This window comes from Balneolaceae bacterium (assembly GCA_034521445.1).
GTDB lineage: Bacteria > Bacteroidota > Rhodothermia > Balneolales > Balneolaceae > JAXHMM01.
This window is the reverse complement of sequence record JAXHMM010000017.1, coordinates 75,600-93,978: the sequence shown is the minus strand read 5'-3', so window position 1 is coordinate 93,978 and position 18,379 is coordinate 75,600. Positions and strand designations below refer to the sequence as shown.

Here is an 18,379-nt window from a genome sequence, read left to right as displayed (position 1 = left end):
TCCGACTCTTCGACTTATTAGACTATATGACTTTAAGAACTATGGAAATCAGACCGACGGTCTGATTTCCATAGAAAGCGTCTCTTCAAAGAGGTCGTCGAATTTGCGGATGCGCTCCGACCAGTCCAGGTGCCCGTTGATGTTTTGCAGGGAACGCTTGGGGAGGGGCTGCGTCTCCCCCGTCAGCAGGTCCTTCAGGTAGTGGAACAGGTCGTCTTCGGTGTCGTAGAGCACCGGGGCGTGTAACAGCGGCTTGTGGAGGCTTTCGGGGATGAGCTCGGGGTAGTGAAGGCGGTTGGGCACCAGCGGATGGCAGCCGCAGTAGACCGCTTCCATGATGGCCACACAGAAAAACTCGTAGGTAGCCGTGGAGACCACGATATCTCCTGAGTGCAGCAGCCGGCTGTAGCTCTCCACGTTCTCGACATAGCCAAAGTGGGTAATGTGGCGACCGTAGCGCGCCCACGCCTTTTCGAACTCCTCGGGTTTCTCGTGCTGGGTGTCGCCGGCCAGGATGAGGTCAAAGGTGAGGTCGATGTCGTTGAGACGGTTGAGCACGCGGAAAAACATGGCCGGGTTGCGGTCGAACTGCCAGCGCTGATTCCAGACAATTACCGGGTGTTCGTTGTCGGAACGGGAGTCCGGCTGCCGGTCAAAACGTCGGAGATTGAGCCCGGGGTACATGACGGTGCTTTTTTCGGCAATCTTGTCGCTCGTATAGTAGTGTTTGTCCTCGGGGAAATGCTCCAGGAAAGCTGGCAGCGCTCTCAGAAAATCCCGCTTGTGGAAATGTGAGGAGAAGATGAGCCGGTCTGCCGTAAGCATGCTCAGGTAGTTGATGTAGCAGTAGGTAGTGTCGCGCTCCTCCTCTTCAGGCACCGGCTGGGTGAAAGGATTTTCGTGCATGTACATAATCGTGGGCGTATGCGAGAAACGCGGGTTGGTGAGTCCCAAAAACGCAGGCAGGTTGGTCATGCTGCTGACGAGCAGAAGGTCGATATCCTCTTCCACCTCCCCGGCCATGCCGGCCAGAGCCACCGAATCACCGTGCATGCGCCATTTTCGTCCCTTGTAGCTCATGTTGATCGGGATGATGTTGTGCCGGGAGTGTTCCTTCAGCCCGTTCTGAAAGGCCTTGTGGGATCCGCTGTAGTATGGCTCAACGGCGAGGATGTTCATGGGGAAACGGTGAATTGGTTGTACTGGAAGCGGTCGCGCGGGACAGGTCAGCGAAAGCGCGATTCAATCTCCTCAAGAGGAAGATACACGATTGTGGGCTTTTTCAAAGGATCACGGTAGGGCTCCTCGCAGGCAAAAAGCTGGTCTACCAGGTTCTCCATCTCGAGGTTGGCAAGGCGCTTGCCCTTGCGTATGGCGGTGCGTGAGGCGAAGGCAATGGCCAGCTTGTGGCGGGCGTCCAGCTCCACGGCGCCCTCCAGCTCCCGGTATCGTCCCAGCATGGAGGTGAGCATGGTGCCCTCGTTGCCCACATCGATATCGGCGGGTACCCCGCTGATAAGGGCGGCATTGCCGCTTTTAAGCTCCACGTTGAAGCCCATGCGCTGGATGATGGGATGCAGCTCTTCCAGCAGGGCGAATTCGGAGGCCGAGAGCTCCACATTCTGGGCGAAGAGCAGCTGCTGGGTGCTGGGCAGGGAAGCCTCCGTAGCGCTGAGGGCCTTTTCGTAGATGATGCGCTTGTGGGCGGCGTGCTGGTCAATCATGCAGAAGCCCGAGCGGGTCTGCGTGAGGATGTAGCTGTTGTGGAGCTGCCAGAATTCCCGTCCCTGCGTAGGGGTGGCTGTCTCCTCCTCTCCCCCATAGAGACGGTCGGCCCAGTCGTCGCCTTTCCCGCCCCGAAGCGAGGATGGCTTCCCGCCGTCCTCCCCGAAATTGATGCGCGAAGGCAGCCGCATGGGTCCACCGTCCCCCGAATCCTGCACTCGGTTGGTCGGACCTCCAAAGGCAAAACCGCCTGAGAAGCCGGATCCCGGTTCCTCCTCCCCTGCACCGCGTGGCACCTCCGGCACCTGAAAACGCTCGTGAAGGGCCTTCTTGACGACCGATTTCACCAGCTTAATGACCGAGCGTTCGTCTTCGAATTTCACTTCCTCCTTGGCCGGGTGCACATTTACGTCCACCTGCTCCGGGTTCACGTCGATAAAGACCGCGTAGAAGGGATACTCATTCTCTCCGGTCCACGTGTCGTATACGCTGAGCACGGTGTGGGTGAGCCAGCGATGCTGAAAGGGACGTCCGTTGACGAAAAGAAACTGCTCTCCCCTGCTCTTCTTGGTTAGTTTGGGATCGGCCAGCAGTCCCCGCACCGTCATATAGCTGGTCGCCTCCTCAAAGGAGAGCAGGCTGGCACGGTAGCTCTTGCCGAACATCTCGGCGATGCGCTCCTTGCGCGGCTGCTCGGCCGGCAGCTCGTAGATGGTGTCGGTGTCAGCCAGCAGGGTGAAGCCGATGTCGGGGTGGGCGATGGCGGCCTGCTGCACGGCACGCAGAATATGGCGAAACTCGGTGGCGTCGGTCTTCAGAAACTGCCGGCGGGCCCGCACGTTATAGAAGAGGTTCTGCACAGAGACACTGGTGCCCGGTTCAGCCGCTGCGGGCTCGAAGGATTTCTCCTCCCCGCCCCAAATCTCATACTCCCAGCCCATGTCGCGTCCCGGCAGGCGCGTCTTCAGCGTCACCTGTGACACGGAGGCGATAGAGGCCATGGCTTCGCCCCGGAAGCCGAGTGTGCGCACGCGGAACAGGTCGTCCATGTCCTGTATCTTGGACGTGGCATGCCTGTCGAAGCAGGGCCGAATGTCCTCCCTGCCCATGCCCGAGCCGTTGTCGATGACCTGGATGAGCGTGCGGCCGGCATTCTGCACCACGATCTTGATCTGGTCCGCCGCCGCGTCGATGGCGTTATCCATCAGTTCCTTGACCACTGAGGCGGGACGCTGGATCACCTCCCCCGCCGCAATTTTATTGGAAATTTCGGGGGGGAGCTGGCGTATGATGGACTCCGATGCTGGGGTCTCTTCGCTCAAGGATGCGGGTCTTGGCAGTTCGTCGTTTACGTGGTTGCCAAAGGTACAAAACGGCAGGCAAAATAGAGAAGAAAGAGATGCGGCACCGGGGTTCTTCTCAGACGGTACCCAGCTGGTATATGAGCCAGACCACAAAGGACAGGCAGATGGCGTAGAGAACGATGGACTTCCCCTGGTGGGTTTTCTTGTAGGGCCGATCGATCTTGATCCGGCGCTTCTCGCGTTCCTCCTGTTTGGGGTCGTAGTAGCGGTATTCGTAGTCGAAGCGCTTGGGCTTGGGCTGGTGCCCGAACATCGACCGGAAGGGCATTTTGCCAGGCATGGGTCGTGGACTTGGTTTTTGTTTTACCTCCATGCAATATAACAACTGCACGGGAATCCCGAAAAGGTCCCCTTCCCCACCCCCGCCCTGCTTCATGACAGGATTTTTTTTGCTATACTTCAGCCCCCCGAATTTCAACCCAAAGCAGAGCAGCCATCCATGAGTTACGCGAAGATCACGCCCCCCTCCAAAGGTGACACCATTACCAAGGATACCGACGGCGGCCTCCAGGTAGGCGACCGTCCCATCATCCCCTTCATCGAAGGCGACGGCATCGGCGTGGATATTACGCCCGCAATGAAAAATGTGCTGGACAGCGCCGTGGAGAAAGCCTACGGTGGAGAGAAGAAGATCGAATGGTTTGAGATGTACGCCGGCGAGAAGGCGGTTGAGACCTACGGGGATGGCGTGTGGCTGCCTGATGACACCCTGAAAGCCATCGAGGAGTTCAAGGTAGCCATCAAGGGTCCCCTGACCACCCCTGTCGGGGGCGGCATCCGCTCGCTCAACGTGGCCATCCGCCAGAAGATGGATCTCTACGCCTGCGTGCGTCCCGTTAAATACTACCAGGGCACGCCCAGTCCTGTCAAGGACCCCACGCCCTACGACATGGTGATCTTCCGCGAGAACACCGAGGACATCTACGCGGGCATCGAATACCAGACCGGCACAGCGGAAAACGAAAAGCTCAAAAAATTCCTCATGGAGGATATGGGCGTGGACAAGATCCGCTTCCCCGACACCACCTCCCTGGGCATCAAGCCGGTTTCGGAGGAGGGTACCAAGCGGCTGGTCCGCTCGGCCATCAACTACGCCCTGGAGGAGGGTCGCGACAGCGTGACCCTGGTGCACAAGGGCAACATCATGAAATTCACCGAAGGCAGTTTCAAGAACTGGGGCTATGAGCTGGCCAAGGAGGAGTTCGGCGCCGAGGAGATCGGCGACGGCCCGTGGTGCAGGCTGCCCGGCGGGCTGGTGATCAAGGACGTGATCGCCGACGCTTTCCTGCAGCAGATTCTCACCCGTCCCTCGGAATACGACGTGATCGCCACCCTCAACCTGAACGGCGACTACATTTCCGACGCCCTGGCGGCCTGCGTGGGCGGCATCGGCATCGCCCCCGGCTCCAATATCAACTATGAGACGGGCTTCGCCGTTTTCGAGGCCACCCACGGCACCGCGCCCAAGTACACCGGTCAGGACAAGGTGAATCCCGGCTCGCTCATTCTCTCGGGCGTGATCATGCTGCGTTATATGGGATGGGGAGAGGCGGCCGATCTGATCGAAAAAGGCATCGAGGCCGCCATCAGCAGCAAGAGAGTCACCTACGACTTCGAGCGGCTCATGGAAGACGCCACGTTGCTGAAATGTTCGGAATTCGGCGAGGAGATCGTCAAGAACATGTAAGTCAGCCGCCCGCGCCCCACAGCCGGTAGCCATCGGAACCGCGGAGAGCCTGCCAGGCCGTGGCGTGGGACGAGAGGGCCTGTTCCAGGTGACGCGTCAGGACCTGCTTGTCCATCCGCACCTCCACGAAGGCACGCCAGGAGGAAGCCTCGTCCGAGAGCTGCGCCTCCGTCCTCTCACGCTCGGCCAGTGCACCGAGCTCCCTTTCGGCCTTGCGCAGCGCCATCACAAAGGACGATTCCGCCACGCCCGTGTCCTTTGCAGCCTCCGTGGAGGCCACGCTTCGGCGCACCTGCTCGAGCTGCTCGGAGAGCTGCGAGGAGAGGTTTTTTCGGGCATGCTGCAGCGCCGCCGAGGCGGCACGAGCGGAGTCCGCGCCCAGCGCGGCGGCGTGGAGGGTCCATCCCCCGGAGCCGGTCGTCTGAAGGGGGGTGTCGGCCCGATACCATCCGGGCCATGAGGTCTCGGCTTCGGGTTGGGTCTGCGGGTTGTCTTGGATGGCGGGAGAGGGGGCGGAGCAGCCCACCAGCAGTAGACCGCCGGCGATCAGCAGCGCTCCAAGCGTGCGTCGGTACATGGGAATTGGTCCTCTATGGGCGTTTCAGTTCGTAGTAGCCCCGGGTGCCGTCGCGGGTTTCGATCTGCAGAACCACCGATCCGCTGCGGTCCAGGGTGCGGCGCACAAGATCTCTCATTGTCTGCAGATCTTCAACTCTTTCGCCCTCCACGTCCAACACCGTATAGCCCGGCTTGAGTCCCCGTCGTTCCGCCTCTCTTCCCTGTTCCACGTCGGATATGATCAGCGTTTCCTCTCCTCGGCGGGTGTATTGCATGACGCGGAAGCCCAGCTCCTCGAAACGGTGAAAATTGACGCTTCCCCGTCCCTCCCCTTCGGGCGCGGGCTCAAGGCCGGGCCTTTCGCCGGAGGGCTGCTGCGCCAGTTCGGGCTGCACATCTTCCAGCAAGCCCAGTTCAACATCGCGCTGGAGCTGCTCGCCGTCCCGCCAGACGGTAAGGGTAACGACCCGGCCGGGCGGCAGCACGGCGATCTTCTCCTGCAGCTGGTTCGATTCGTTGACGGCATCGCCGTTCACCTCCAGCACCACATCGCCAGACTGCAGGCCTGCGCGGGCGGCGGGCCCCTCCTCGGTGACTGCGTTCACCAGCACCCCGCGTACCCGGTCCATGCCCAGTCTGCGGGCCTGGCTGGCGTTGACGGAGAGGATGGTCACACCCAGCAGCGCCCTTCGTACCTCCCCGTATTCAATAAGATCGCGGGCCACCTTTGAGGCCAGATTGGAGGGCACGGCAAAGCCGTAGCCCTGGTAGGAACCGTCCTCGGAGGCAATGGCAGTGTTCACGCCTATCAGTTCGCCGCTTGTATTTACCAGGGCGCCCCCGCTGTTGCCGCGGTTAATAGCCGCATCGGTCTGAATAAAACTCTGAATGCCCATCTGCTCCTCGATGATGTTCACCTCGCGGCTGAGAGCGCTCACGATCCCCGCGGTGACGGTCGAGCGCAGCTGGAAGGGGTTGCCGAAGGCAAGCACCCATTCGCCCACCTGCACCTCGTTGGAGTTGCCGACGGTAATGGGCGACAGCCCCCCGGCGTCAATTTTGACCACGGCGATGTCCGTCGTCGGGTCGCTGCCCACCAGTCTCGCGCGAAAACTTCGCTTGTCGTCCAGCACAACCTCGATCTCCCCGTCGGCGCCATCCACCACGTGATTGTTGGTGACAATATAGCCGTCGCGGCTCAGAATGACCCCGGATCCGACGGTACGCATCCGCTGGGGCAGCACGCGGTTCCAGAAGCTTCCCTCCTCCTCTTCCTGCCCGCGGAAACGGCCGCGGCTCTCGACCGGGACCACAGCCTCGATGTAGACCACAGAGGGGGCCACGCGTTCAGCCACCGTTTTAAAAAGGAAGCGCGCGTCCATCTTCTCCAGCACCTCATCGGATAGCATAGGCTGCTCGCTGCGCTCCACCTCGGTAACCTGTACCTGGGCCAGGTCGTCTACCGCGTATCCGCGCTGGTAAAAGGTGATGACCAGTCCGATGAGCACGCCCACCAGGATGAGCAGGGTAGCCGTGAGAATGCGGTCGCGCAGTTTCATGATCCTTACTCCAGAATTTGTTCAAAGATGGCATCGGAGCGCCGCTCCTTCAGCCCTTCCACGTGGTATTGCAGGTAACGGTCCAGCAGCTGAATCAGTGCCTTGAGCTCGCCGCTGTCGAAATCGACCCGAAAAAGCGCCCCGCTCTCCTCCCCCAGGGCGAGGCGTACGTAAAGTAACTGATTTTGTGTCAATTTATAAGCATGGCGCGCATCGCTTTCCGTGGATACCTCCCCGCTCTCCATGGTCAGGTAGTGGTCCCGCCCCTCCCCTCCCGGAAGCAGGCGGATACCCAGTCCCATATCCTCGGCCAGCCGCAGCTGAAGGTAGGGGAAAACGGCCCTAGGGTCGCGCTCGGTGCGGTCCAGCCATAGCAGGAAGTTACGTGTGCGCCGGTAGATGGGCACGTTTACCTCCCCTTCGTGCAGCAGCTGGTTGATGAGCTCCACGGAGGAGGTCATCAGGGCCATTTTGCGGAAGTCGGTGCGCAGTTGAAGGGTCTTTTCGAGGTAGGAGGCCTCCGATAGGGTTTGCACGGAGCGGGTGCTTTTGTAATAGTAGACCACCTCCAGCAGGTTGCCCACCTCCATCAGTCCCCCGAACTTGCCCTTGGGTTTGCGCGCCCCGTGCACCATTACGGCCAGCTTACCCTGCTCCCGGGTGAAGAGGGTGACGATGCGGCTCGACTCCTTGAAGTCGACGGTCCGGAAGACGATGGCTTCGGTGTGGACGATCATGGCGATGAACGGAGGTGCAGGTATTCAAACGAAGCGCAAGCCGAAGTATAGCACATCCAGCAGCACATTACCAGAGCCCATGGCGCCGCGGGTCGTGTGCACGCGGGGTCAGTTGCCGCTGCTGTTGGTGAGCTGCAGGTTGCGGTTGGGCGTGGTGCCGAAGAAGGGGTCGCTGATGGGCGTAAGCTTGCGGGTGGCCGACTGGAAGATGGCGTCGAAGCCAGGGCTGGAGTTGTTGAGGGTCTGATCCAGCCTCAGCACGTCGTTGCGGTCCACCCACGGGGTCACCTGAGGTGTACCGACCGGGCTGCCGGGTGATGAGACCGAAGCCTGCGAATTTGCGACGGACTGTTGGGCATCCGAAAAGTAGTCATAGGCATAAAAAGAACCAAAGCTCATGCCTATAAGTACAACGGCTGCAGCGGCATAGCGTACAAGTGGCATCACGTGCCAAACAGAAGATAGCACCTGTTCTCGGTAGTCTGACGCCTCGTTGACGATGGCGTCGGTCAGCTCGGGCGAGGGCTCTTTATCGGGCAGACCATCCAGCCTGCCCAGGGTCTTCCGCATACTTTCCACTTCGATGAGAAGATCTTCATCCTCCATCATGGCCCGCTCCATGAGCACTTCCTCCGAAGGATCCATCTCCTTCATGAGGTAGCGGATGCAGGCATTTTCATCATTTCGCATACTTGCTTGACTCTTGTTCTGTTTCCTGGTCGAAGAGTTTTCTAAGGTTGATTAACGCATACCGCATGCGTCCTAGTGCGGTGTTTATGGAAACATCCGTAAGTTCCGCAATTTCCTTAAAGGGCATCTCGTAGTAATGGCGAAGCATCACTACTGTGCGCTGCTCGTCCGGGAGGTCGGCGATGTGCCGCATGAGGCTCGATTTTGCCTCGTCCTTTTCGAGCTGTTCCTGCGCGCCTACCAGGTCTTCATCGGGCAGACGGTCGTAGAAGTCGGTGTTCGACTCCTTGTCGTAGTCAGAACTAACGTCCACGAACCGTTTTTGTTTTCTGATGTAGTCGATGGTGGCGTTATGCGCGATGCGCATCACCCAGGCAATCCATTTACCCTGTTCGTTGTAGGTGTCATCCATCTTGGTGATCACCTTGGTAAAGGTCTCCTGGAAGATGTCATCGGCCACGTCGCCGCTTCCGACCATGGAGTAGATGTACGAATAGATCTTGGACTGGTGCCGGTTCATAAGCTCCCGGAAGGCCTGCTCGTCTCCGTTCTGCCTGTAGAAACGGACCAGGTCCTTGTCGTCCAGTTTTTCGTACTTGGAGCTGATATGGTCGCTGCGTTCGAATTTCATAGTGGCCTCATGCCAGATTTAATAAATTTAAGCACGCATCGCAACACCTTCGACGGATTGCCTGCCTCAAGCCCTTCCGTAACATCAGAAGAGCGGGGCGGGTTTCCCGCCTACGCGGAATGCTGCCCGAAAGGTGCGACCGCACCGGATGGACGGTGCCTGGAAGCCCTTTCTTACCAAATGGTAGTCCACAGCAGCCATATTGTATATAACATAATCATGTGATGGGCCGTCCAGGCGCCTGCGGCTGATCAGGACCCGTGAAAGTGCTTCCAGACCCTCCGACCGGTCTTCTCCCCTATCTGCTCCATGAGCTCGGACTGCTCGGCTTCGCGTACGCCTTTCACCGATCCGAAGTGTTTGAGCAGTTTCCGGGCGGTCTTGTCGCCTATGCCGTCGATCTTCGTGAGCTCGGTCTTCAGGGTCCTCCCGCTGCGCCTGTTGCGGTGGTAGGCCACGGCGAATCGGTGCGCCTCGTCACGCACCTTCTGCAGCAGTTTCAGGGCGCTGGAGGTCTTGGGAATCATGACGGGTTCGCCTCTGCCGGGAAGCCAGACCTCCTCCAGGCGCTTGGAGAGTCCCACAATTTCGCTTGATCCGAAATAACCGATCTCCTTCATGGCTTCCACGGCGCTGCTGAGCTGGCCCTTCCCTCCGTCGACCACCACCAGGTCGGGCGCCTGTTCCCCCTCCTTCTGGACCCTCCGGTAGCGCCTGGCCACCACCTCCTTCATGGAGGCGTAGTCGTCGGGCCCCTCCACGGATTTGATTTTAAACCGTTTGTAGGCGCTCTTACGGGGCTGGGCGTCCACGAACTGCACCATGGATGCCACGGGATCACTGCCCTGCAGGTTGGAATTGTCAAAACACTCGATGCGTCGCGGGAGCCGCTGCAGGCCGAGGTGTTCGGCAAGCTCGCGCACCGAATGGGGAATTCGGTCGCGTTCGGCCTTCTGCTTCTCCAGCTTGCGCTCGCCCAGCAGCAGTTTGGCGTTGGATCGTCCCATTCGGATCATCTTGGCCTTCTCGCCGCGCTGGGGGCGGTGGACAGGAACTTTTTTTCCTTTTTCCTGCCAAAGAAACTGCAGAAGGGCCTCGTCGTCGTCCAGTTCAACGCTCACATAGACCTCGTCGGGTATGATCTCCGCTCCAAATTCGCGACGGCCGGCGTAGTAGTCCTCCACGAAGGACTGCAGCATCTCCCCCTCCTCCAGGTGCTCGATGTTGCGCAGAAAGCGGTGAAACTTGCCGATGAGCTTGCCCTCGCGAATCTTGAAGAGCACCCCGCAGGCCTCCCCCAACTCCCTGTCCACCGTCAGGGCGAAGAGATCGCGGTCCACCTTCTTGTCGCTTACCATTTTCATCTTCTTGCTGTAGCGCTGCACTGCCTCCAGGCTGTCGCGGATGCGGGCCGCCTGTTCGAACTCCAGGGCGTCGGAGGCAATCTGCATCTCCTCCTTCAGGTCGCTGATAAGAGCGTCGGTGCGCCCGTTCAGCATGCGCTCCACCTTGTCGATGGTGTCGTTGTACTCCTCCAGGTCCATGTCCGCCGAGCACCGCTCCAGGTAGTCGTCGAAGCATGAGCCCCATTTCGGGGGACCCTTGGTGCGGTCGATATTCTTGCGCGAGACGGCGCAGGTGCAGAGGTTGAAGGCCTTGCGAATGGTCTCGAGCATCCGCTTCATGTGGGTCACGCTGTCGTACGGCCCGAAATACTTGCTCCCGTCGCTGACCACCGTGCGCGTCGGGAAGACCCGGGGACGGTCGGCCTTGGTCACGCAGATGTAGGGATAGGACTTGTCGTCCCGGTAGAGCACGTTGTAGCGCGGCTGGTGCTTCTTGATGAGGGTGTTTTCCAGGATGAGGGCCTCCGCCTCGGAATCGGTGACGATCACCTCCAGGTCGTCAATCTTGGAGATCATCACTTTGATGCGCCCGTCATGGGCGGCCGACTCCTGGAAGTAGGAGCGTACGCGGTTGCGCAGCCGCTTGGCCTTGCCGATATAGAGCATGCGGCCCCCGCTGTCCCTGAACATATAGACGCCGGGGGAGGCGGGCAGGTTGTCGACTTTCTGCTGTACGTTGATATCGGACACCTTTGCGGGTTTTGGTTGAGGCGGACCAAGATATAAACTCTGCCCGCAAAGATATAGGTCCCTGCCGCCCGGGCAGTCACCGCTTCCCTTCCCAAGTTTCAACTGTGGCCGCATTCCGTTATAATCGGGGAGAACCAACCGGGATGCTGGACATGTCACGCAGAAAAATAATCTTTGTGATCGGACTTGTGCTGGTGCAGCTGGCCCTCATCTGGCCCGTTTATCCTCTCTTTTCCGGCGCCCGCCCCTTTATCCTGGGGTTGCCCCTCTCCTTTTTCTGGCTCATTGTGGTGCTTTGCTGCGCTTTCGGGCTGCTGCTCTGGTACTACCTCACAGATCCCCGGGTAGAGGATCCAATGGCGGCGGAGGAGTAAATGGAGAACTGGGTCATCGTCCTCATCATCTGCGGCATCTACCTGCTGCTCACCCTTGCCATGGGCATCATTCCGGGCCTGAAAGTCTCCGACAGTGTCACCGGATTCGTGGCGGGCGACCGCTCCATGAACCTGCTCATCCTCTACTTCGTGATGGGCGCCTCCATCTTCTCAAGCTTTGCCTTTCTCGGGGGACCTGGCTGGGCCTACTCGCGGGGCGCCGCGGCCTTCTACATCATCGCCTACGGCACCACGGGACTGATACCGCTCTATTTTTTCGGTCCCAAGGTGCGAAGACTGGGTGAGCGCTTCGGCTTCGTGACCCAGGCGGAAATCATGGAGGACCGCTACGACAGCCGCAGCCTCTCCATCCTGCTGGCCCTGCTCTCCATCACCGTATTCATCCCCTACCTCACCCTGCAGATGAAGGGCGCCGGCTACATCCTGACTACCATCAGCGAGGGGGCCATCCCGCAGTGGGCCGGTGCGGGCATCGCCTACCTGGTGGTGCTGATCTACGTGTGGTTCAGCGGCGTGATGGGCGTGGGGTGGACCAACACCTTCCAGGGCATGTTCATGATGGCAATCGCCTGGTTCCTGGGACTCTGGCTGCCTTTCAAGCTCTTCGGCGGGGTGGGTCCCATGTTCGAGGCCATCGCCGCCAGCGACTTCTCGGCCATGCTCTCCGCACCCGGCCTGGCCGGCGACGGCACCCCGTGGAACTGGTGGGGCTTCAGCTCGGCCGTGCTGGTCTCGGCCATCGGCTTTTCGGTCTGGCCCCACTTTTTCATGCGCTCCTTCGCCGCCAACAGCGACCGCACCATGAAACTCACCGTGGTGCTCTACCCCACGTTCCAGCTCTTCCTGGTGCCCATACTGATCATCGGCTTCACCGCCGTGCTGGCCTACCCCGGCGTGGAACCCGCCGACTCCATTCTGCCCTACGTGCTCACCCAGCTCGAGCTGCCGGTGGTGCTCATCGGCCTGGTTTGTGCGGGGGCCCTGGCGGCCTCCATGAGCTCCGGGGACGCCATCCTGCACTCGGCCGCCTCGGTGGGCGTGCGCGACGGCATCGCCAAGTTTCTCCCGGATCGTTGGAAAAACGACCACCTGCAACGACGTCTCATCCGCCTGCTGGTCATCGTGATAAGCCTGGTGGCCTACTATTTCGCCGTATTTTCCGAGGTGCCCATCGTGAACCTGCTGCTGGGCTCCTACGGGGGCGTGGCGCAGATCTTCCCACCGGTCTTCTGCATGTTCTACTGGAGGCGGGCCAACGGCAAAGGCGCCCTTGCCGGCCTGGTGGGCGGGGTGGCCGTGACCATCCTGTTCCTGCTCTGGCCCGAGCTGCGTCCCCTCCCCCTGCACGAAGGCATCTACGGGCTGGTCGCCAATATCGCCCTGCTTACGGGCGTCAGCCTGGCCACCCAGCCGGAAGCGAAGGAACGGGTGGAGCGTTACATGAAGGCCTGAGCTGATGAACAGTACCGGAACCAAGCCCGACATACCCATATTCCACGAGGATGAACACCTGCTTGTGGTGAACAAGCCTGCGGGGCTGCTCTCCCAGGCCGATCATACCGGCGACCCCGACCTGCTGAGCCTCTGCAAGAGGTATCTTCGGGCCGGAGGCGCCCGCGATCCCTTTTTGGGACTGGTCCACCGCCTTGACCGGCCTGTGGCCGGGGTGATGATGCTCGCCAAAACGCGCCGGGCCGCCGAAGACCTGGCCCGCCAGGTACGCGACCGCCTGGTGCAGAAGACCTACCGGGTGACGGTCTTCGGAAAAACGGCGGTCAACGGCGTGCTGACCCATCACCTGGAGAAAGACCGCAGCCGCAACGTGGTGACCGCCCGAGATGAGACGGGGACAGACAGCAAAGAGGCGGTGCTCTCCTTCGCCCGCCTGGACATGGCCGAGGAAGGCGGGCAAACCCTCTGCCTGCTGTCGGTACATCTCCAGACAGGCCGCCCACATCAAATCCGCGTGCAGCTCGCCGCCGTGGGCCACGCCGTATGGGGAGACTACAAATATGGCCCGGAGCAGCCCGACGGGCGGGCCATGGCGCTGCGCGCCTACGAGCTGGTCCTACGACATCCCGCAACCGGCAAGGAGATGCGTTTTACTTCCCAACTTCCGCAGGAAGACCCGTGGAATCGTTTCAATACATCATCGGAGGAATAATATTTCCGCAAATTAAAAAGGCATGCCATTTCTCTGTGACCTTCAACGGTATTGCTATTGTAGAATCAAACTGAGTACGTGCGGCAGGATATAGCGCAATTCTCTCTTCTTTTTCGTTATATTTATTAAAGAACCATGAAATAGAATTACTTTTTCGGAATCATCAGAAGACATTCTTGCTATTATGGATGGCTCAGATATCAATATGAAACTAGTAGACAGTTATCTAGCTCTATTCAAAAATATGAGCAACGAAAGCAAATTAGTTCTGATTTCCAAGCTGAGCCAAAATATAAAAGAGGATATCGATCAAAATAACGACCGATTCTTTAAATCTTTTGGAGCGTGGGATGAAACAGACAGTGCAAATGAGATAATCCGGAACATCAAAGAATCCAGAACGTTCACCCGAACACGTGAAGAGTTTTGAAACAATACCTGCTCGACACCGACATCTGTGTTTACTTTATCAAGGGATTGCATGATCTGAAATCGAAGTTCAAACAGGTCGGTCCAGAACACTGCTTCATTTCTGAAATCACATTGGCAGAATTGAAGTTTGGAGTTGCTCACAGCCAACATCAAGAGAAGAATCAAAAAGCGCTTGATAATTTTTTGTCAGGTATACAGATTCTTCCCATCTATCCAGTACTCGATGTCTATGCTTCAGAGAAATCCCGACTCCGAAAATCTGGAAAAACAGTAGATGATTTCGATTTATTGATTGGATCAACTTCTGTTGTATTTAATCTCATCATGGTGACAAATAATACTCGTCACTTCCAACCTATATTAGAGCTGAGATTGGAAAACTGGATTTAAATTATCTGATCAAGGTAAGCAGCGTCCGATCCCGCCGTAAATTTTTGCAAATACATCCTCCGGCCACCCTCCGCGTCTGGATTCCCGCCCTCGGAATGCCTTTATTGATCTAATTCTTTTCTTTTAAACACAATATGAGGGATGTATGAATAGCTTAAAACGTGGGTGGGGGCTGCTCTGGCTCGTCACCCTGACTGTATTGCTCGGAATCAGCATGCAGGCAGAGGCCCAGGCCCAGCTTGACGAATTGCTGGACGGCGTGAACTACCGGCCTATCGGACCGACCCGTGAAGGGGGACGATATGTGGATTACGCCGTTCCGCAACAGGACAAGACCATCATCTACGCTGCCACCGGCTCCGGGGGACTCTGGAAGTCCATGGACAACGGCTTTACCTGGAATCCCATCTTCGACCACGAAAGCGTGGTATCCATCGGCGATGTGGCCGTGGCGCCCTCCAATCCCGACATCGTATGGGTAGGCACCGGCGAGGCCAACAACTCCCGGAGCACCTACTACGGCGACGGAGTCTACAAATCGACCGACGCCGGGCAGACGTGGACCAACATGGGGCTGCCCGAGTCACACCACATCGGGCGGGTGCTTATCCATCCCGACAATCCCGACGTGGTCTGGGTGGCTGCGCTCGGTCACCTCTATTCGGAGAACCCCGAGCGGGGCGTCTACAAAACCACCGACGGGGGACAAACCTGGGAGAAGACCCTGGATGTGGTCGTCCGTGGCAAGCACATCGGTGCGGTGGATATCGCCATCAACCCCGATAACCCCGATATTTTGCTGGCCGCCACCTACGACAAGGTGCGCCGTGCGTGGACCTTCAGCGAAGGCGGCCCCGGCAGCGGCATCTACAAGTCGACCGACGGCGGGGATAGCTGGCGCAAGCTCACCGAGGGGCTGCCCGGCGGCATGCTGGGACGCATCGGCATCGATTTTGCACCCTCCAACCCGGACATTATCTACGCCAACATCGAAAACGTCAATGTGGAGGGCGTAAGCGACGAGGAACGCTACCAGGGCCTGGTTGAGGGGCGGCCCGTAGAGGGCAGCAACATCGGCGACCAGGTCTACCGCTCCGACGACATGGGCGAGAGCTGGTACCTGACCCACTCCCCCGACGAAAACGTGGGAGGAGGGCCGGCCTACTACTACCAGCAGATGGGCGTGGACCCGACCGACCCCGATCACGTCTACGTGCTGGGCGTGCGCATGTGGGAGACCACCGACGGCGGCAAGACCTGGGACCGCCCCTTCTTTTTCGGGGGCGACAATCACGCCATCTGGATCGACCCGGACAATCCCAAACACATCGTCCTGGGCTACGACCACGGCATGGGCATCACCTACGACGCCGGGGAGAACTGGTATCACCCCGACGAGAAGCCCCTGGCGCAGTTCTACGCCATCGGCTACGATATGGATTATCCCTACAACGTCTATGGTGGCACCCAGGACAACGGCTCCATGGTGGGTCCCAGCGCCAAGCGCAGCGGCAATCCCATCCGCATGGAAGACTGGAAGTCCACCGGAGGCGGCGACGGCATGTACCAGGAAGTAGATCCCAGCAACAACCGCTACCTGTACAACGAATCACAATTCGGTCCCCTGGTACGCCGCGACCTGAAAACCGGCGAGACCGCAGGAATCGCCTACCGCAATATTGACAACGACACGAGATGGAACTGGATGTCGCCCATTGAAATCTCCCCGCACGACTCCGATGTGATCTACCACGGCGGTAACGTGCTGGTACGCTCATCCTACCGCGGTGAGACCTGGGAGGTAATCAGTCCCGACCTCAGCAACGCCGACTCCTCCAAGATTGTGGGTACCGGCAACATCCAATACGCTACCATCACCGCTATCGACGAGTCGCCCCTCAACGAGGGCGAAATCTGGGCGGGTACCGACGACGGCAACGTGCAGCTGACCCGTGACGGCGGAGACAGCTGGACCAAGCTCAATGACAACATTACCGGCAATCCCGAGTACTGGGTGAGTCGCGTCATTGCCTCCCAGCATTATGAGGGCACGGCCTATGTGACCTACACCGGCTACCGCCGCGACGACTTCCGTCCCTTTGTCTACAAGACCACCGACTGGGGTGAAACATGGAACGAAATCACAAACGGCCTGCCGAACGAATCGGTTAACGTGATCCGTGAGGACCACAACAACGCCAACCTACTGTTTGTGGGCACCGACATGCACGTGTACGTCTCCCTGGACGGCGGCAATTCCTGGAACCGGATGAAAGGCGACATGCCTACGCAGCCGGTGCATGACCTGAAGATCCATCCCCGGGAGAATGACCTGATCGTGGGCACCCACGGCCGTGGCATGTTCATCACCGACATCTCCTGGCTGCAGGAGATGTCCCATGAGATGATGGGCAGCGATTTCCACCTCTTCCCCATTGAACCCATCTACCGCTGGGTTGACAACGGGGACAACAACTCCAGCTTCATCAACTTCTACGGGGAACCACCCTCCGAAGACGTGGTGGTCAACTACTACCTGCGCGAAGAGGCCAGCGGGCCCGTGACGGTCGAGGTCTTCAAGGCGGGTCGCAAGATCTTCGAATTTGAAGGCAGCGGCGACGCAGGCCTGAATACCGTGGAGTGGGAACAGGAGTACTGGGAGCGCCAGCGCACCGAAGAGGAGAAGCAGGAAATGCGCGACCGTGCGGAACGGCTGAGAGAATTCGGCTGGTCTGACCAACAGGTGGAGAACTACCTGAGTCCCTCCAACCTGAACTACGTCACCGGCGATGCCGACACCGGCATCTACACCATCACGGTGACCGCCGGCGGGCAGTCGGCCAGCAAGACGGCTGAGATTCGCCAGGACCACTGGTACGACGACTGGAGCCGGTACTGACACCCTTCTTTGGGGCACCGTGAAAAGGCCTCTTCCCTTCGCTCGTGAGAAGTTTCAAACGTTGGGTTGGAACACTGAAAGGGTCAAAGGTGTTGCAGGGATGAATCGATTAATAAACGGCCTATTTGGGCCGCATTGAGATAGTCAGTCTCAGGGATCAGCCATGTCTAACAGGAGTATATCCAAAGGTGAAGCGCTGGAGCTCATTACTCCCGTGATCGACGGCGAGGTCTCCGAGGAGACGCGCGACGCCTTCCTCCGTTTTATCGAAAACAACCAGGAGGTTCGGCGGCAATACCAGTCCCAGAAGAAAATCAAGGAGCTGATCGTAACGCGCTGCCCCTTTTGCCAAGCACCGGAAAGCCTTCGTGAGCGTGTCCGCGAACTTGCTGCCGGCAGTTCGCCCTCCGAAACCTCCGGTCCAGACATTGACGACGAACGCCTCGACCACCCCTCGCATATTGAAACATCCAACGATAAGCAGGATGCGAAATACTTTCGTTGGCCCCTTGCCGCCGCAGCCTCCCTTCTGCTCGTCGTGGCCCTGTGGGGCATGCTGTCATGGTACGGTGCCAGCGAACAGCAGAGCTACAATGTGGAGCAGTACGTCTACCAGCACTTTACCAACCACGGCGGCGGCCACGTCCCTCCCACCATAAGTGCCGCCAGCCTTTCCGGGGCTGAACTGAGCCTCTCCGATTCCTACAACCTCTCCATGGACGTACCGCCTATTGAAGGCACCGAGTTTGCAGGAGTCGTCTATTCAGAGTTTGTGCCCGGTTACGAGACGCCCATGCTCGAGTACTACCAGCCGTCAGTCGACCAGTACATCTACGTTTTTGCCTTCAGTATTGACTCCTTGGATCGATTCCGCAGCCTGACCCGCACGCAGGCGGCCGTGGAAAACTGCAAGACGCAAAAAGACTACCACGTATTGGAAATTGAAGGAAAACACGTGGTGACCTGGAAGTGGGAGGATACCTGGTATGCGGCCATCAGCAACCACGACGGAAACACGCTCGCCTCGCTGGTAGGTCCGCTGCAGAAATAGG

Annotated in this window: 17 protein-coding genes; 8 read left to right on the top strand and 9 right to left on the bottom strand. The window is 59.0% G+C overall.

Going from position 1 to position 18,379, the window contains the following annotated elements; all coding sequences use genetic code 11:
* Positions 1-48 precede the first annotated feature (48 nt).
* From U5K31_14275 to U5K31_14265, 3 genes are all read right to left on the bottom strand, one after another.
* Complete coding sequence (locus U5K31_14275) at positions 49-1,179, bottom strand: DUF3524 domain-containing protein (GenBank protein MDZ7773888.1); 1,131 nt, start codon at positions 1,177-1,179, stop codon at positions 49-51.
* Positions 1,180-1,226: 47 nt separating this feature from the next.
* Positions 1,227-3,047: a DNA mismatch repair endonuclease MutL gene (gene mutL / locus U5K31_14270; protein MDZ7773887.1), complete on the bottom strand. Its 1,821-nt coding sequence runs from the start codon at positions 3,045-3,047 to the stop codon at positions 1,227-1,229.
* A 97-nt stretch (positions 3,048-3,144) separates the two neighbouring features.
* Complete coding sequence (locus tag U5K31_14265; protein ID MDZ7773886.1) at positions 3,145-3,369, bottom strand: hypothetical protein; 225 nt, start codon at positions 3,367-3,369, stop codon at positions 3,145-3,147.
* A gap of 159 nt (positions 3,370-3,528) precedes the next feature.
* Between U5K31_14265 and icd the strand changes: the two genes are divergently transcribed.
* Positions 3,529-4,776 carry an NADP-dependent isocitrate dehydrogenase gene (gene icd / locus U5K31_14260; GenBank protein ID MDZ7773885.1) on the top strand — a complete coding sequence of 416 codons (1,248 nt, stop codon included), beginning with the start codon at positions 3,529-3,531 and terminating at the stop codon, positions 4,774-4,776.
* A 1-nt stretch (position 4,777) separates the two neighbouring features.
* On the opposite strand, the gene U5K31_14255 is transcribed toward icd, so the two are convergent.
* The 6 genes from U5K31_14255 to uvrC form a co-directional block, all read right to left on the bottom strand.
* Positions 4,778-5,353 carry a hypothetical protein gene (locus tag U5K31_14255; GenBank protein ID MDZ7773884.1) on the bottom strand — a complete coding sequence of 192 codons (576 nt, stop codon included), beginning with the start codon at positions 5,351-5,353 and terminating at the stop codon, positions 4,778-4,780.
* Positions 5,354-5,366: 13 nt separating this feature from the next.
* On the bottom strand, positions 5,367-6,893 hold the full coding sequence (locus U5K31_14250; GenBank protein ID MDZ7773883.1) for a Do family serine endopeptidase: 1,527 nt from the start codon (positions 6,891-6,893) through the stop codon (positions 5,367-5,369).
* A gap of 5 nt (positions 6,894-6,898) precedes the next feature.
* Positions 6,899-7,630: a DNA repair protein RecO gene (gene recO / locus U5K31_14245; GenBank protein MDZ7773882.1), complete on the bottom strand. Its 732-nt coding sequence runs from the start codon at positions 7,628-7,630 to the stop codon at positions 6,899-6,901.
* Positions 7,631-7,738: 108 nt separating this feature from the next.
* Positions 7,739-8,320, bottom strand: coding sequence for a hypothetical protein (locus U5K31_14240; GenBank protein MDZ7773881.1), 582 nt, complete (start codon positions 8,318-8,320; stop codon positions 7,739-7,741).
* The gene (locus U5K31_14235) at positions 8,310-8,951 is read right to left on the bottom strand and encodes a sigma-70 family RNA polymerase sigma factor (GenBank protein ID MDZ7773880.1); all 642 of its coding nucleotides are present in this window, start codon (positions 8,949-8,951) and stop codon (positions 8,310-8,312) included. The genes U5K31_14240 and U5K31_14235 overlap by 11 nt, the downstream gene beginning before the upstream one ends.
* 251 nt (positions 8,952-9,202) lie before the next feature.
* The gene (uvrC, locus tag U5K31_14230; GenBank protein MDZ7773879.1) at positions 9,203-11,047 is read right to left on the bottom strand and encodes an excinuclease ABC subunit UvrC; all 1,845 of its coding nucleotides are present in this window, start codon (positions 11,045-11,047) and stop codon (positions 9,203-9,205) included.
* A 152-nt stretch (positions 11,048-11,199) separates the two neighbouring features.
* Between uvrC and U5K31_14225 the strand changes: the two genes are divergently transcribed.
* The 7 genes from U5K31_14225 to U5K31_14195 all read left to right on the top strand — a co-directional run bounded on the left by U5K31_14225 (position 11,200) and on the right by U5K31_14195 (position 18,378).
* Positions 11,200-11,421, top strand: a complete 222-nt coding sequence (locus U5K31_14225) for a hypothetical protein (protein ID MDZ7773878.1) — start codon at positions 11,200-11,202, stop codon at positions 11,419-11,421.
* Positions 11,422-12,894: a sodium:solute symporter family protein gene (locus tag U5K31_14220; GenBank protein ID MDZ7773877.1), complete on the top strand. Its 1,473-nt coding sequence runs from the start codon at positions 11,422-11,424 to the stop codon at positions 12,892-12,894.
* A gap of 4 nt (positions 12,895-12,898) precedes the next feature.
* Positions 12,899-13,606, top strand: coding sequence for an RluA family pseudouridine synthase (locus U5K31_14215; protein MDZ7773876.1), 708 nt, complete (start codon positions 12,899-12,901; stop codon positions 13,604-13,606).
* Between the two features lie 244 nt (positions 13,607-13,850).
* Entirely contained in the window at positions 13,851-14,036 is a 186-nt protein-coding gene (locus tag U5K31_14210) for a hypothetical protein (GenBank protein ID MDZ7773875.1), read from the top strand.
* Entirely contained in the window at positions 14,033-14,428 is a 396-nt protein-coding gene (locus U5K31_14205; GenBank protein MDZ7773874.1) for a type II toxin-antitoxin system VapC family toxin, read from the top strand. Before U5K31_14210 ends, U5K31_14205 begins: the two co-directional genes overlap by 4 nt.
* Before the next feature lie 145 nt (positions 14,429-14,573).
* Positions 14,574-17,327 (top strand): hypothetical protein, encoded by a 2,754-nt coding sequence (locus U5K31_14200; protein MDZ7773873.1) that lies wholly within the window; start codon positions 14,574-14,576, stop codon positions 17,325-17,327.
* A 163-nt stretch (positions 17,328-17,490) separates the two neighbouring features.
* A complete protein-coding gene (locus U5K31_14195) occupies positions 17,491-18,378 on the top strand; it encodes a hypothetical protein (protein MDZ7773872.1) in 888 nt (295 codons plus the stop codon).
* Position 18,379: the final 1 nt, after the last annotated feature.

Excerpts from the sequence above, each read along its gene's own strand:
- U5K31_14275 (MDZ7773888.1), bottom strand. The coding sequence starts at position 1,179 with ATGAACATCCTCGCCGTTGAGCCATACTACAGCGGATCCCACAAGGCC.
- U5K31_14225 (MDZ7773878.1), top strand. The coding sequence starts at position 11,200 with ATGTCACGCAGAAAAATAATCTTTGTGATCGGACTTGTGCTGGTGCAG.
- U5K31_14195 (MDZ7773872.1), top strand. The coding sequence starts at position 17,491 with ATGTCTAACAGGAGTATATCCAAAGGTGAAGCGCTGGAGCTCATTACT.
- U5K31_14265 (MDZ7773886.1), bottom strand. The coding sequence starts at position 3,369 with ATGCCTGGCAAAATGCCCTTCCGGTCGATGTTCGGGCACCAGCCCAAG.
- U5K31_14255 (MDZ7773884.1), bottom strand. The coding sequence starts at position 5,353 with ATGTACCGACGCACGCTTGGAGCGCTGCTGATCGCCGGCGGTCTACTG.
- U5K31_14220 (MDZ7773877.1), top strand. The coding sequence starts at position 11,422 with ATGGAGAACTGGGTCATCGTCCTCATCATCTGCGGCATCTACCTGCTG.
- recO (MDZ7773882.1), bottom strand. The coding sequence starts at position 7,630 with ATGATCGTCCACACCGAAGCCATCGTCTTCCGGACCGTCGACTTCAAG.
- U5K31_14250 (MDZ7773883.1), bottom strand. The coding sequence starts at position 6,893 with ATGAAACTGCGCGACCGCATTCTCACGGCTACCCTGCTCATCCTGGTG.
- U5K31_14200 (MDZ7773873.1), top strand. The coding sequence starts at position 14,574 with ATGAATAGCTTAAAACGTGGGTGGGGGCTGCTCTGGCTCGTCACCCTG.
- U5K31_14215 (MDZ7773876.1), top strand. The coding sequence starts at position 12,899 with ATGAACAGTACCGGAACCAAGCCCGACATACCCATATTCCACGAGGAT.
- U5K31_14235 (MDZ7773880.1), bottom strand. The coding sequence starts at position 8,951 with ATGAAATTCGAACGCAGCGACCATATCAGCTCCAAGTACGAAAAACTG.
- U5K31_14210 (MDZ7773875.1), top strand. The coding sequence starts at position 13,851 with ATGAGCAACGAAAGCAAATTAGTTCTGATTTCCAAGCTGAGCCAAAAT.
- icd (MDZ7773885.1), top strand. The coding sequence starts at position 3,529 with ATGAGTTACGCGAAGATCACGCCCCCCTCCAAAGGTGACACCATTACC.
- U5K31_14240 (MDZ7773881.1), bottom strand. The coding sequence starts at position 8,320 with ATGCGAAATGATGAAAATGCCTGCATCCGCTACCTCATGAAGGAGATG.